The organism is Paenibacillus graminis, assembly GCF_000758705.1.
GTDB classification, from domain to species: Bacteria; Bacillota; Bacilli; order Paenibacillales; family Paenibacillaceae; genus Paenibacillus_AQ; species Paenibacillus_AQ graminis.
This window is the reverse complement of the sequence record NZ_CP009287.1, coordinates 2,623,057-2,636,405: the sequence shown is the minus strand read 5'-3', so window position 1 is coordinate 2,636,405 and position 13,349 is coordinate 2,623,057. Positions and strand designations below refer to the sequence as shown.

Annotated in this window: 13 protein-coding genes; 2 read left to right on the top strand and 11 right to left on the bottom strand. The window is 50.9% G+C overall.

The features are described from left to right. Positions 1-46: 46 nt before the first annotated feature. The 4 genes from PGRAT_RS33170 to PGRAT_RS31555 all read right to left on the bottom strand — a co-directional run bounded on the left by PGRAT_RS33170 (position 47) and on the right by PGRAT_RS31555 (position 1,844). Positions 47-205, bottom strand: coding sequence for a hypothetical protein (locus tag PGRAT_RS33170; protein ID WP_155990558.1), 159 nt, complete (start codon positions 203-205; stop codon positions 47-49). After that, on the bottom strand, positions 202-975 hold the full coding sequence (locus PGRAT_RS10665; protein ID WP_025708996.1) for an aminoglycoside adenylyltransferase domain-containing protein: 774 nt from the start codon (positions 973-975) through the stop codon (positions 202-204). The genes PGRAT_RS33170 and PGRAT_RS10665 overlap by 4 nt, the downstream gene beginning before the upstream one ends. 134 nt (positions 976-1,109) lie before the next feature. Then, positions 1,110-1,289 (bottom strand): hypothetical protein, encoded by a 180-nt coding sequence (locus tag PGRAT_RS10660; protein WP_025708998.1) that lies wholly within the window; start codon positions 1,287-1,289, stop codon positions 1,110-1,112. A 183-nt stretch (positions 1,290-1,472) separates the two neighbouring features. After that, positions 1,473-1,844 (bottom strand): hypothetical protein, encoded by a 372-nt coding sequence (locus PGRAT_RS31555; protein ID WP_025709000.1) that lies wholly within the window; start codon positions 1,842-1,844, stop codon positions 1,473-1,475. Positions 1,845-2,013: 169 nt separating this feature from the next. On the opposite strand from PGRAT_RS31555, the gene PGRAT_RS10650 reads away from it, so the two are divergent. Further along, complete coding sequence (locus PGRAT_RS10650; protein ID WP_025709001.1) at positions 2,014-3,270, top strand: S8 family peptidase; 1,257 nt, start codon at positions 2,014-2,016, stop codon at positions 3,268-3,270. A 472-nt stretch (positions 3,271-3,742) separates the two neighbouring features. Here the strand turns inward: PGRAT_RS10650 and PGRAT_RS10645 are convergent, their stop codons facing one another. After that, positions 3,743-5,797 (bottom strand): HelD family protein, encoded by a 2,055-nt coding sequence (locus tag PGRAT_RS10645; protein ID WP_174469024.1) that lies wholly within the window; start codon positions 5,795-5,797, stop codon positions 3,743-3,745. 516 nt (positions 5,798-6,313) lie between these two features. Beyond that, complete coding sequence (locus PGRAT_RS10640; protein WP_025709003.1) at positions 6,314-7,306, bottom strand: Gfo/Idh/MocA family protein; 993 nt, start codon at positions 7,304-7,306, stop codon at positions 6,314-6,316. A 168-nt stretch (positions 7,307-7,474) separates the two neighbouring features. On the opposite strand from PGRAT_RS10640, the gene PGRAT_RS10635 reads away from it, so the two are divergent. Beyond that, positions 7,475-8,305: a sugar phosphate isomerase/epimerase family protein gene (locus tag PGRAT_RS10635; RefSeq protein WP_238326923.1), complete on the top strand. Its 831-nt coding sequence runs from the start codon at positions 7,475-7,477 to the stop codon at positions 8,303-8,305. Positions 8,306-8,520: 215 nt separating this feature from the next. On the opposite strand, the gene PGRAT_RS10630 is transcribed toward PGRAT_RS10635, so the two are convergent. From PGRAT_RS10630 to PGRAT_RS10610, 5 genes are all read right to left on the bottom strand, one after another. After that, on the bottom strand, positions 8,521-9,276 hold the full coding sequence (locus PGRAT_RS10630; protein WP_025709006.1) for a MerR family transcriptional regulator: 756 nt from the start codon (positions 9,274-9,276) through the stop codon (positions 8,521-8,523). Positions 9,277-9,369: 93 nt separating this feature from the next. After that, entirely contained in the window at positions 9,370-10,254 is an 885-nt protein-coding gene (locus PGRAT_RS10625) for a GNAT family N-acetyltransferase (RefSeq protein WP_025709008.1), read from the bottom strand. A gap of 163 nt (positions 10,255-10,417) precedes the next feature. Continuing rightward, a complete protein-coding gene (locus tag PGRAT_RS10620; RefSeq protein WP_025709009.1) occupies positions 10,418-10,684 on the bottom strand; it encodes a CD3324 family protein in 267 nt (88 codons plus the stop codon). Between the two features lie 353 nt (positions 10,685-11,037). Next, on the bottom strand, positions 11,038-12,354 hold the full coding sequence (locus PGRAT_RS10615) for a 6-phospho-beta-glucosidase (protein WP_025709011.1): 1,317 nt from the start codon (positions 12,352-12,354) through the stop codon (positions 11,038-11,040). After that, the gene (locus tag PGRAT_RS10610; protein WP_025709014.1) at positions 12,339-13,331 is read right to left on the bottom strand and encodes an N-acetylglucosamine kinase; all 993 of its coding nucleotides are present in this window, start codon (positions 13,329-13,331) and stop codon (positions 12,339-12,341) included. The genes PGRAT_RS10615 and PGRAT_RS10610 overlap by 16 nt, the downstream gene beginning before the upstream one ends. Between the last annotated feature and the right edge of the window lie 18 nt (positions 13,332-13,349).

The following is a 13,349-nucleotide window of genomic DNA, read 5'->3' as shown; positions in this document are numbered from 1 at the left end:
GATCTGCGCGATCTAGGCCAGGGCTGTTTTTAGACAAGAAGTACTTTTACTGAAACCGCTCAAAGCAATCATAATTACGCTGGCGGTAGATCAATCCGTCTTTACACACTTCCAGTTTCATAATCCCGCTCCTCTTAAAAACTTCAACAGCCTCTGCCTTTATTTCTACCGGAATGATGGTGGCCACGCCCTCAGCTAAGATCATTTTGCATCACCTGCTGCTTCCTTCTCAATCTGATCCAGCATATATCCGGCAAAAGCGGCCAACTGATCTGGCTGTACCTGCCTGTTTTCCGAAACTCCATTATATTGATTCAGGCAGACCTGTACGAGTTCCCTGAACTCCAACGGCAGGTTTGCTGTTCCCCACTCTCCGCCTTCTCTCTTCGAAGCGATCTTACCTTCCTGTAGGTAATACAGCACGCGGCACAAATTCAGTGTTATGTATATCGGGTTATCCATAATCTCCGCTGCCGCCTCCGCGATGTCATGCAGAATAGATGAGAGATAGGCGCCGGGGTTAACCGGAGGATATTGCATGGCCAGAGGTTCCCCGTATAACGTTCTGCCCCGGTAATAAGCGACAGCGATTTGTGAAGCCAGGTCTGCGTCCTCATAACCTCCACATAGATAATCCGCATCAGCCCGGTACCTCTCCCGGTGGTAATCGGAGAAATGCAGCTCACATGGCGTCGGACAGGTCACGGATGCAAGTACTTCTTTCCGGATAACACTAATCTCCAGGCCGTTTGCTATATCATCACGCAGGGACAGCAGCTTTTGTGCGATTCTTGCTGCGCGGGCATGGGGAAGCGGTGTGCGGATTACCACCAGAATGTCGATATCACTTCCAGCCGGATTGAAGCACCCCATCGCCAGAGAGCCATGCAGGTATATCCCTGCCAGGTCTGCTTCTAATTCTTCTCTGAAAATCGCCGTAAACCGGTCCAGAATCGGCTCCACTTGAACATTCACTTTTTTGCGCCTCCTTGCAATCATTGGCTTCCATTATATTTAAATGACATTTATATTTAAATGACATTATGTCAAGACCCGCTGAAGTCCTCCAACTCCTGATTGACCCAGCCGATCATGGACTGAATAGAATCCTAGTCATATAAGAACGAAATGCCGGTGGGAATCGGCTCTGCGGTTTCATGATTGAAGTCGGTAAAATCCATGCCTTCAGGAAGCTCATACACTTTGACGTCCTTCAGTTCATTCCATGCCTTGATGTGAGACTGCCTGCTCAGATCAATCACATTCACCAGTGCATGGCCTGTATCCACTATACATTATAGTAATTTCTTTTATACAATATCATGGCGGCTGGAAATATAAAACGTGGCTGATGTTTCATAAACTACTATTCCCTGGGATAGTCATCCCGGAAATTCACGTGACGGGCAATACCACCAAAAAGCGCATACCGTCAAAGGTACGCGCTCTTTGGATTCACTCTTTTATCGGGATTAGAATCTGGCTACATAAAACTCGCGGTCAGCAGGGACACTTTTTTGTGTTAATTGATTGCCCGCTGCATCTCTTATTCTCAGAATATAGGGTACCGTTGTCAGCGTAGTAATCGTAGGGAAACGGGCGACACCAAAATCGTCAAAATCGGTAGTTACCGTAGTTGCACCGCTAGTCAGGGAAGCGGTCCAGCCGGTGGAGTCCTTAGGCACATTGCCCAGACTTGTAGCAAGAACTACGAATCTGTCAAAGGTTTGTCTGATTCTGCGTCTTCTTCTCACAGGCGTTGCTTTCGCTTTGCGGGCCATCATTGCTTTTTTGGCCAGTAAAGCTTTTTTGGCCATTACTGCTTTTTTGTCAGGAGCTTTCATATCTCTTCACCACTTTCTGATAGGATACAGTAGTAGATGCAATTTGTACGTGCAGTGAAACACGTTTTTGCCTATTAATCGAGAAATGTGGTAGTGTCTTAGAATTATAGCTATGTACCCATTGCGCCTTTTCGTGCATACCCTGTATCGGAGAGGTGGGTCGACAGTGATGCGCGATAAACTGTGGGTGAAGCAGTATGCTTCCAAAATGAACCGTCCGCTGAGGACCGAAATTCGTAAAACATATCATTCCGGCAAGGGGCCAGCGGCGCTGCCTGTTATTGTTCAGTTCAATCACAAGATAACCCCAAGCAAAATGTTGGCCTTACACAAGCATCTAGGCACACATGCTTTTGCTATTAAACACCGTATTCCTATGCTTAATGCCCTTTCCTCCCATGTCTCAGTGAATTGCCTGAAACGGCTGTGCTGCTCGGAAGGTGTTCATAAGGTATATCTGGATCATGTCAAATCCATATCGCTGGATATTGCTACTCCTTCCATTGGTGCGGCTGCTGTTCAAAGCAAGCTGGGGCTTACCGGAAAAGGCATCAACATCGCCGTGTTAGACACCGGAGTATTCCCCCACCCCGATCTGGTCCGTCCCGTGAACCGAATCGTGGCCTTCAAGGATTTCGTCAACCACCGGAAACGCCCCTATGACGACAACGGCCATGGCACACATATTGCCGGGGATGCAGCTGGCAACGGCTCGAGCAGCAAAGGAAAGTACAAAGGCCCTGCACCGGAAGCGGGTATAGTAGGCGTTAAAGTGCTGGATATCAACGGAGATGGTTATGACTCTACGATTATTAAAGGCATAGAATGGTGTATTGCGGAGAAGAAACGGTTAAAGCTGCGCATTCTGTCCATGTCGTTCGGCGGACCCGTAAACACCTCCTGTAAGGACGATCTGCTCTGTCAGGCCGTAGACAAAGCCGTCCAAGCCGGACTTACCGTTGTAATCGCTGCAGGCAACAGCGGACCGGGCCGCAAGACGATTGAGTCACCGGGCATCAATCCTGCGGCGATTACGGTTGGAGCTGTAGATGACCGCCGGACCCTCACGCAAAAGGATGACCGGATTACCTTCTATTCCAGCCGGGGTCCAACATCCTGCGGGAAGATTAAACCGGATATCGTAGCCCCGGGAGAATCCGTTATTTCCCTTCGTGCCCCCGGCTCCCAGCTGGCCCGGAATTCCCCGTACCTGCGGATTGGCAAACAATATTTCGTATTGTCCGGCACCAGTGTTTCTACTCCTATCGTCTCCGGAGCCGCCGCCCAGCTTCTGCAGAGCTGTCCGTCGCTTACACCCGGCCAGGTAAAAGCCCGGCTGAAGAGAAACGCATTCCGGCTCGGCTTGAAGCCGAACACTGCAGGCAGCGGCGAGATTAATATGCGCTTTTTGCTTGGAAAGAGATGATTAGCTATCTGCCCCAATTCTAAAATCTGCCGCGCCCAGACCGCCAGTGCCTCATCCCGGCCGTAACTGCCGATGCACTGAAAACCGAGCGGCAGGTTGTCCACACTGGCTGATGGAAGGCTGACAGCCGGGCAGCCGGCGCGTTCGATCCGGAATGTCCTTAGCAATCAAGGAAGTTGAATTGAGAAGCATACAATCATCTCCAAAGTAAAGTGAACATCTCCCCCTACTTACGAGAGGCAAGGAATTTGGTGGTGGTTTTTGGGGTTTATGCCCTGCCTTCCCTCTGATATTCACCCGGCCGGAACTGAAGAGCCGCAGCCACACGATCATCAAAACATCGGCAAGCAAAAAACAGATATGATAAAAACTTTGTGGTCCACCGCCTCGAAATCATATCTCTCATCCGGATCATTTTTGCGCAAGCTGCATACAGAGGACATTAAACTGCTGTATGCGCAGAGCAGGATGGTTATAACCACCCAGAGGCTTCACCGCAAAAGGTTAAAGCAAGCACATGCATGGCTCTGGTACAGGCTATATAGAGCATACTCCGGTCGAGCTCTGTCCTATAATTCACTGCATCACAAAAAGGGATAATCACCTGATCGAACTCCAGCCCCTTAGCCATATGTGCGGAGGTGATCATAATCCCCTCATGAAATCTGTCACTGCTGAAATCCAGCAGAACCATATCCTTGTGGGCACTTTTTACTGCTTCGTACAAACTTTGCGCCTGCTCGTGTGTCTTGCAGACCACCCCGAGGGAATGATGCCCCGATTCACGGAAGCGCGCGATCAGCCTGTTGATGTGCGACAATTCTTCTTCAGGCGTGTCTGCACCAATGATCACCGGAGGCTCACCATGGCGTTCGACCGGAACTATCCGGGTGTTATGATTAATTCCCTGGGCAAAATGAATAATTTCGAGGGTGGAGCGGTAGCTCTTCAGCAATTCAACCGTACCGGCTCCGGGAAAAACCTGTTTGATCTCCGAGATGGATGAGGAAGAATACGGATTCACGGATTGGCTGCTGTCACCGAGTATCGTCTTTTTGCATTGAAAAAGAAGCGCTAGAACCCTGTATTGGATGGCCGTGTAGTCCTGCATTTCATCCACCAAAAGATGTTTTACAGCATCGAAGCCTTTAGTTCCTTCCATTCGAAGCTTCAGATAGACCAGGGGAAAAACGTCGCAGAATTCAAGCAGCTTTGCCTTTTTCAGCTTGAACAGCTCCGGCCTGCCGGTATGCTCGTAGAAATCCTTATAGAGCGTAAGCATATTAAGCGATTTGAACATTTTTTTGACAGCGGTTTTGATGGTGTTGGCTGTGGCTGAGGGTAAACTCCGCCCGTTCTCATCCCGGGTCCGGCCTGACAGGATCGATGCCGTCTTCTCCAGCCTTTGTCTAACCGGCAGACTGCGTGCGGACTGATAGGCACTCAGCACTTCTTCTGCAGGAATCCGCACCTGACCAACGGATATATCAGCAGGAACAAAATAGGCTTCGCTAATATGCAGAATGTAGCTCTCCAGCCCTTGAACAAAATCCATATCCGCCTTGTATCTGATCCGTTCAATTGCGGAGTCATCCACCGAACCGGCCAGCTCTGCGACCTGCTGGTAAAAGGTCTGGAATCCGCATATTCCCGCAAGCTCAGCGGCAGCAAGCTCATCGAAGCTGAGTTCCATGATTTTCTCTTCGCCCAGCTCCGGCAGGACATTCGAAATATAATCCGAGAACACCTTATTCGGAGAGAGGATCAGGATATTTTGCGAGGTTAAGGTTTCCTTATACCGGTACAGCAGATAAGCCACGCGGTGCAAGGCGACAGAGGTTTTACCCGAGCCGGCAACACCCTGGATGATCAGCTCCCGGGCGGATTCATTGCGGATGATCACATTCTGCTCCTTCTGAATGGTAGCGACAATATTTTTCATTTTCTCGTCCGAGGTCCGGCTGAGCTCCTTTTGCAGCACATCGTCATTGATGTTCAGCGAGCTTTCGATCATATATTCCATTTTGCTGTTTTTGATGCTGTATTGTCTTTTTAGCGTGATTTCCCCGGCCACTTCTCCGGAAGGTGAAGAATAGTTGGCCCTGCCGGTATTGAAATCATAGAACATGCTTGCGATGGGAGAACGCCAATCATAGATCACATTCTCCTGGCTGTCTTCTTCGGCAAAAGAATGCACCCCGATGTAACAGGTCAAGGCTTCCGAATGATGATCTGACTGGAAATCAACTCTGCCAAAATATGGGGTCTGAAGCAGCTTCCGCAGCCTGCCCCGCTTGACTACTGCTTGTTCTCCATGGCCAATGCTTAGGGATATCTCAACTTTGTTAGCCGCCCGTTCCGCAGGATCGATCTGCGCGGAGTTGGCCCAGAGGTATTTTTTGGCCTCAAGAATCTCTTGCCGGGCTGAGCTTATCCGTCCATCGATTGCTTCCAGAGCATACTTAAGCCTTGCTACTACCTCCTGCAAATATACCTTTTCATCTGTTTCACTTCGATTAACAATCATATTGGCCCTCTTTTCCTGATGAGAATACTCATAAGTATAGAGAGAAACCCAAAAAAATATAGACTTATACTTCCCGCTGTAGTATTATGCAATTATCGTGGGTCCAAAAAAGGTCATACACAAGAACCCGAACTCCCAATTCAAGAGTACATATCTGATGAACTCATAGATAATATTTAATGAACCCATAGATGTCGTGAAGTACACGCCGTTTTGCTGTATTTACTGTCTGAGATTACCGGACGGGCTGCAGTGAGGCGGCTTCTTTATTTGCCGAAGAAGAGAAGTAAGTTTCGGATTAACTGCTTATGGAGGCAGATTGAAACGTGTGTTCCTTCAGGCTCCGATTGCAAGTATATGGATTTGCGCGGTATCCCGGCCTGCCATTTATTTACCAATTGATACGGATTCAGAATCCGTTATTTCAGACTATACAGCCTAAGAAAAGGCATTCATATGAAATAACGGATCTCCTGTCCCCGGAAGCCAATTAAGTGCCATGTTTACAGGGGATTACTACATCAATGCAGACAAAATGGCATCGCACAGCTCCATGGTTTTTACATTATCCCGGCCGCTGGAGACAGGCGTCAGCCCTTCACGGCAGCATTGGATGAAATGCGCCATTTCGCCGACGAAGCCCCGCAGATACAAATCTCTGTAGCCGCCGGACATCGCAGATGCGGAAGGGGTGAACACCATATCCTGCTCCGCAAGCGATTGCCAAGGCAGCCCGCTGGCCGCCAGAGAATGATGAACCGACAGCTTCACGACTTCATCCGCACAGACGAACCCGTGATCGAAGGTAACTGTCAGGCTCTCGCTTTCTCTGGACCATGCGCTCATCCCGGCAAAATAGACGCTGCCCACGACGCCATTGGCAAATTTCAGCGAGATGCTCTGGGCGATCCGTTCATTGTCATTGTTCGTGAACCCCGAGCTTTGGACCGCTTCACCAAACAAAAACCGCAATAAATCCACAATATGAATGGCAGCGAGCTTCATAAACTGCTCCTCGTCCTTGCAGAAAGGTGTGCTGTCCACCGCGAACCGGGCCTGGAAGGAGCGGGCTTCCCCCAGCGTTCCTCCCGCAATCAGCTCCTTCAGCTTCAAGTAGACGGGGGCATAACGCTTCATGAACCCCACCATCAGCACCACTCCGGCTTGTTCGGCAGCATCTGCAAACTGAAGCGCTTCCGGGCCATTCCAGCCAAGCGGCTTGTCTACATAGACATTTTTTCCGGCATGGATGCAATCCAGCACCAGGGCGGTTTGATCCTGTGGCTGCGCGACCACCACTACTCCATCGCATTCTACTTCCTGCAGCATCTTCCGGTAGTCGCTGTAAGGTTTGCCGCTGCTGCCAAACCGCTGGAGTGCGGCCCTGGAGCGCTCCAGATTCCGGGTCGCAATCGCAACAATTTCTGCCCCCGCTTGGGTGGCCGAAGGATAAATATTCGTAGATGCATGAAATCCCGCACCGATAAAACTGAGCTTTGCTGTATTCAAATGTGTTCTCTCCCCTGAATATGGATTCTTGTCCCTCATCATAGAGCAATTTAGGAAACAAAAAAAGGACGCCTGTCCTCCTGCGGAATTGCCAGTGGAACCCCTGACGAATATCCCCTATACTTGTCAAGGAAGCGATTGCAAAATCTCACAGAATGAAAGGAGCATATGATGCAAATATCTGTGTTTTACAACCATATAGTGACTGCAAGCAAACAAACAGGGCTTCCGTTGCCGGAGGTGCTGGGTCTTGCGCGCGGGTATGGCATTCAGGCTGTAGAGCTGGATCTGGATGAAGTGCAGCCGAACCCTGAGGCTATGAAAAAGCTGCTGGAGCAAGCCGGAATGTCTGTGGCTTCCATGTACGCTTTTTTTGATTTCGGCAATGCTTCCGATGTCCAGCCCGGCCTTGCATTCATTGATACGGCTGAATTTTTGGGTGCGGGCAAAGTTCTTGTGATTCCCGGTTTCACCGGTGAATCGGCAGACCAGGAGCTGCGGAAACGCTCGCTGCGGCACATGGCTGCGGCACTCAGGGAAATGTGCGAGTATGCAGAGCGCACAGGTATTGTTGTCACGATGGAGGATTTCGATGACAGCCGGGCGCCATTCTCCACTTCCGAAGAACTGCTGTGGTTCCTGAATGAGGTTCCAAAGCTTGGCATCACCTTCGATACAGGGAATTTCATCTACCGGGGCGAAGATGCGCTGGAAGCCTTCGAGAAGCTGAAATCAAGAATTGTTCATGTTCACTGTAAAGACCGCTCACTCGAAGAACATCCTGGTGAAGTTCCGAAAATCAGCACAGACGGGACCAGGCTGTTTCCTTCTCCTGTCGGCTCCGGCTGCATTCCGGTGCAAGAGATCTTAGAGCGGCTAGTGGCTATCGGGTACAAAAACACGGCAGCCATTGAGCATTTTGACGCTGCGGATCAACTGGCTTACATGAAACAATCTGCACAATGGCTGCAGGCCAAATTCAACCAGCTTCAGACATAACAGACAGCAAGAGGGAACCGCAGAAACTGTGGCCCCCTCTTGCTCTGCATACTTGTCGCTTGCTTTGCACACTACCTACTTGCTCTCCACATTGTTTTTGTGAAAATAAAGGTTTTACGGTTTGTAAGGAGCAGACTCGCTTGATGTTGTTTCTCTTCATCGAACCACGGAGGGTCCGTCCTTATTTACAGATTTAGAACTGTTGCTATACTAGCCTATTGCTGCTGTGCCGCAAACGCATCGGCTGCCGCGCTCAGATAGTACGCCAGTCCGGTCTGCTGCCCTTCAAGCATGCGGAGATGGAAGTCATCCCTTAGGAAAAAGCGGTTCTGCGCGGCAAAATCCGCAGCAGACATTGGGTGCCCGTGCTGTCCCAAAAAATCCAGATGGTTGCGGATGAATTCCACTGTGCTCACATCTCCTGCCTTTACTCCCGACCGCAGAGCATCTGCCATAGCCGTCATAAATGCTGCGGCTTCCGCTGCCATATCGTTCATGTGCTGGACATCAACCGGAGCACCGTCAGCCATCAAGTCATAATCGTACGATTCTTTTAAGTGTTCTCCCTGCTCCTGCAGGGCCGCTTTCCATTCTTGCTCACTAGCAAGTCCCTTGAACATTTCTGTATCTTTCATGATCTCGCCTCTTTCTCTGCTTGTTATCGATTTCCGCAAGGTTTCAATAATTGTATCGAGCCTCTGTCTGCGCAGCAGCAGGAGCTTTTCCTGCTCCACAAGAATAGATAAGCGCTCCGGCTCCTCCTCCAGCAGCTGCCCAATCTGCTCAAGCGTGAAGTCCAGCTCCTTATAGAGCATAATTTGCTGCAAGCGCTCCAGCTCCGCCATCCCGTACAGCCGGTATCCGGCTTCGCTGACCTCTGCTGGCATCAGCAGACCCATTTTGTGATAATGATGCAGGGCTTTCACCGTAGTTCCGGACAGTACGGCTACATCCTTTACTGTGTACAGCATTCTGATTCCTCCTTTCCTTGATGAGTTTACAGGCTCCCCTAAGAGGAGAGTCAATACTGCTTAACTGTTTATTTGCACTATGATTACTCCGAGCTATCCTTCCTTCTTCCACACCCCGAACTCCACATCCATCTCAAACCCGATATGCTGGTAGAATGGCTGCATAGGACCTGTATATACCTTAACCATACCGAGTGAACGCAGGCGGTTCAGCGCTTCATAGATAACAGCCTGGCCGAGCCCCCTCTTCCGATAAGCAGCATGGGTTCCCACAGGTTCAAGAATTCCAATCCGGTTCACCTCGTCCACAAAAGCATTGCAGAACGCGACGACCTCTCCCTGCCCGTTAACCAGAGACAAGTCCAGCTCTGGACAGTAGCCTGGTGCTTGGCGGATTCCCCCGTATAATCGCAGCATCTCCTCTGCATGAGCAGTGCCTGGATAGTTAAACGCCATGATATGTCCCTGTGCTTTCGCCTGGTCCGATACCTCTTCCCCGCATTGAAGCGAGAAGCCCGCAGGGATAACCACCTGGAGATCCTCCTCCAGCTTGATAGAGACAACATTATCACTTTCGTTCGGGAGAAGCACATATCCTCTGCTGTGAGCCATCTCTTGCAGCTTTGGCATTAGTTTGGGAACCGCCAGCTTCACGGCACCCGGCGCAGACTTCGCTTCAATGAATCCGAACATCTCACGCAGTAGCTCCTCCTGCGGATGCTCCGTATCCAGTTGGAAGTAGAAATCCCCATCCCTGCAAACGACGGCAGCCAGTTCACCATTATCGTGCTCCCATAGCCCGATATTTTGTTCCCACTCGGGAAGCAATCCCGCTCTCAGCTGATAGAAAAAAATCTCGAACTGAAAACGGGCAATTGTCCAGCTGCTCGGCCGGTTAAGCCTTGAATGCGCATGTGAAAGAAACCGGCTCACTTTCATCATGTCGTCCGACGAATAGGCTCTATATTGGGTCCCCATATGTACCCCTCTCCCTCAGTATGATATTGTCTTTATGGTAAAACGATAGGTGATGCAGCGGTATGCCAAGTTCGTATGTAAAAAGTTTTTTCCCATAGAACTCGGCCGGTTACGCGGCCCATTCCACATCAAACACCCGCAGATCTATTCTGCGGGTGTCCAGTTATTTCTTGGAATATATTATTTTCTTGATGCTATCTACGGACAATCCGTATTTCCCGGACAGCTCATCCACACTGGCGCCGGTACGGAAAATTCTGCGGATTTCTTCGTTGCGCTCCTGATAATACTGTGCAGCACCGGAGCTCTCGCCCCATTTTCTCCGTCTGCTGGGAAGGGTGGGAATATACACGAATTCCCCTTGAATATACTGCTGAATCTCTCTCAGCAACCACTCCGGTAACACCTCTGCCGCTTTTACATATTCCATAAAGGCTCCGCTCCTTAAAATGATTTTGATCTTTTAAGGGCAAAGCCTGCGGGGTTAACCATTCATTCCTGAATCCAGGCGAATTTTATTCGCTCCATGCAAGCTTCGCCTTGGGTCCCACAGGCTTTGCATGGAGCTTTTTGAGTAAGAAATCAAAAATCGGGTACATCACTTCCACCTCCTAATCAACGGCAAATGCGCCAATTTCAATGTGATTTTGATGGATATTCACACATTGATTTTATAATGCGTCCGGAGGTGGGTCAACGACGAAAGCTATAGAATGCTCAGGATAGCAGCATTCTATTGCAGAAAGTGCAATCACGCAACCCCATTAATTACAGTTCCAGCCCTTACTGTCCAGCGCCAGGCTGAAAAAACTGCGGCAGATAAGCCTTGTTCCGCTCCAGCATCTCATTTAGCATCGCCTCTGCATCATTCACAGACGGCACCAGCGGATGATGTGCCAATGCAGTCAATGCCATGTCCCTGCTGCCGCTGACTGCCGCCTCAATCGCGAGCTGCTCATAGGTTTTGACGGCATGTATCAACCCTTTCACGGCAGGAGGCACAACCGTTACCGGCATAGGGACAGGTCCATTCTTCAGCACTTTACAGTTCACTTCGATACAGGCGTCGTCCGGGAGGAAATCAAGAATCCCCCGGTTTGCCACGTTAAGCGTTTGGATATCGCCGGAGTTGTTGTACAGCGAATTCATCAGCCGGACCGCTGCCTCCGAGTAATACGCTCCGCCGCGCAGCTCCAGCTGCTTCGGCTTCTCGGCCAGATTCACATCCTGATACAGCTCAAACAGCTCATCTTCCAGCCGCTGCACAACCTCCGCCCTTGTTTCTCCTTTGGCTGCTGATGCCAGCTGCTCCTCCAGAATCTCCCGCTGCAAATAGAAATATTTCAAATAATAGGAGGGAATCGAACCCAGCGAACGCAGCAGGCTGGCATTCCATTCATACTGAGGCACATTCCGCGCCGAGTATCCATCCCTGTTCGCCAGAAGCTCGGGGAGCTTGGATTTCCCGTCAATCGTAATCTTGCTGATAAAGTGCAGATGATTGAGACCGGCAAACTCGCAATAAATCCGGCTCTGGGGGACCTGATAGAGTGACGAAAGCCATTTATAAGCCGCAATGGGGGAATTGCATAACCCGATCGACTTAATGCCGGAGTGCTTGTTGATGGCCTCCGTCACCATTCCCGCCGGATTGGTGAAATTCAGCAGCCAGGCATCCGGGCACAGCTCTTCCATGTCCCGGGCGATCCCCAGCAGCACCGGAATCGTGCGCAGCGCCTTCATCATTCCTCCCGGGCCGGTTGTTTCCTGGCCGATCATGCCGTACTTCAGCGGGATCGTCTCATCCCAGCCGCGGGCTTCCAGCATACCCACGCGCATCTGGGTCGAGACAAAGTCTGCTCCGGCAAGCGCCGAACGCCGGTCAAGCGTCAGCTTCACTTCAATCGGAAGTCCGGATTTCGCGACCATCCGCTGGGCAAGCTGGCCTACAATGGACAGCTTGCGGAAGCCTTCTTCGATATCAACCAGCACAATTTCTCTTACTGGAAAAGTGGAATAATTCAGAATGAAGCCTTCGATCAGCTCTGGTGTATATGAGGAGCCTCCCCCAATTACGGCTACCTTCAATTTTTGTGCCATAGCGCATTCGCCTCCTGTACCGATAATTGCTCATCAAGCTCATGATAGACGGATTCGCCTACCGGATTCCCGCTCTTTTCCATAGCCATGAATAACGCTCCTGCCACAGGTTCAAGTCTGAGCACCATAAGCCGGCAGCCCGGAGCTGCTGCACATACTTCCGCCTCAATGTAAGGGGAGATAAACCGGCTGTCGCCCCTGGTCAATAGGCTTCCGGCCATTACCAGATCGAAGCTGTCCTGCTGCATGCCCAGCTTGCGGATCACCGCACTTGCGGCAATTCCCAGCTCCCGGCCTTGCCTCCGAAGGATATCACGGGCGAGTTCATCGTGCTCTGCAACTTCAAACAGCAGCTTGGCAATCTCAAGCGGGGCCCGCATGCCATGATCCAGATAATGATGGAACATCGCTTCTGTAGATGCGAATCCCAGCAGATTCAGTGTGGCCTGGGACAGCCTTGTCGGTTGTTCACGCCCTTCCCATGCCCGGATCACGGAGCGGAATACTTCTACGGCCAGCTCTCCACCGCCGCCAAAATCACCAAAGGCATAGCCGAAGCCGCCGACCTGCAGCTCATGCCCCTCCCTATTGATTCCATAGCAGTTGGTACCTGTTCCGCAGATGACCACTACCCCATGGGACTGCCGCGTTCCGGCACGCAAACCAATGACCGTATCGCATACAATGTGATGCCGCTCCAGGCCAAGGCCTGCAATCATCGGCCGCAGCACCTGATAGTCCGCCTCCCGGTCGGCTCCCGCCAGACCGAACGTGGAGTATGTGATCCTCTCTTTTGTCAAGCCCGAAGCGTGAAGCGCCTCATCCACCGCCAGCCGGATATTCTGTTCAGCTATCGCGGCTCCGGATTGATGGTTGCCGCAGCCCGTTGCCGCACGGCCCATAACCTTTCCATCCTGGTCCGTCACAACAGCCAGCGTCTTGCTGCCTCCTCCATCAACACCCAAATAGTAGTTCAATGTCTCCCGCTCCTGTAG

Coding starts and splice junctions, on each gene's coding strand:
- PGRAT_RS33170 (WP_155990558.1), bottom strand. CDS start 205: ATGATCTTAGCTGAGGGCGTGGCCACCATCATTCCGGTAGAAATAAAG.
- PGRAT_RS31555 (WP_025709000.1), bottom strand. CDS start 1,844: ATGAAAGCTCCTGACAAAAAAGCAGTAATGGCCAAAAAAGCTTTACTG.
- PGRAT_RS10650 (WP_025709001.1), top strand. CDS start 2,014: ATGCGCGATAAACTGTGGGTGAAGCAGTATGCTTCCAAAATGAACCGT.
- PGRAT_RS10645 (WP_174469024.1), bottom strand. CDS start 5,797: ATGATTGTTAATCGAAGTGAAACAGATGAAAAGGTATATTTGCAGGAG.
- PGRAT_RS10635 (WP_238326923.1), top strand. CDS start 7,475: ATGATGCAAATATCTGTGTTTTACAACCATATAGTGACTGCAAGCAAA.
- PGRAT_RS10630 (WP_025709006.1), bottom strand. CDS start 9,276: ATGCTGTACACAGTAAAGGATGTAGCCGTACTGTCCGGAACTACGGTG.
- PGRAT_RS10625 (WP_025709008.1), bottom strand. CDS start 10,254: ATGGGGACCCAATATAGAGCCTATTCGTCGGACGACATGATGAAAGTG.
- PGRAT_RS10620 (WP_025709009.1), bottom strand. CDS start 10,684: ATGGAATATGTAAAAGCGGCAGAGGTGTTACCGGAGTGGTTGCTGAGA.
- PGRAT_RS10615 (WP_025709011.1), bottom strand. CDS start 12,354: ATGGCACAAAAATTGAAGGTAGCCGTAATTGGGGGAGGCTCCTCATAT.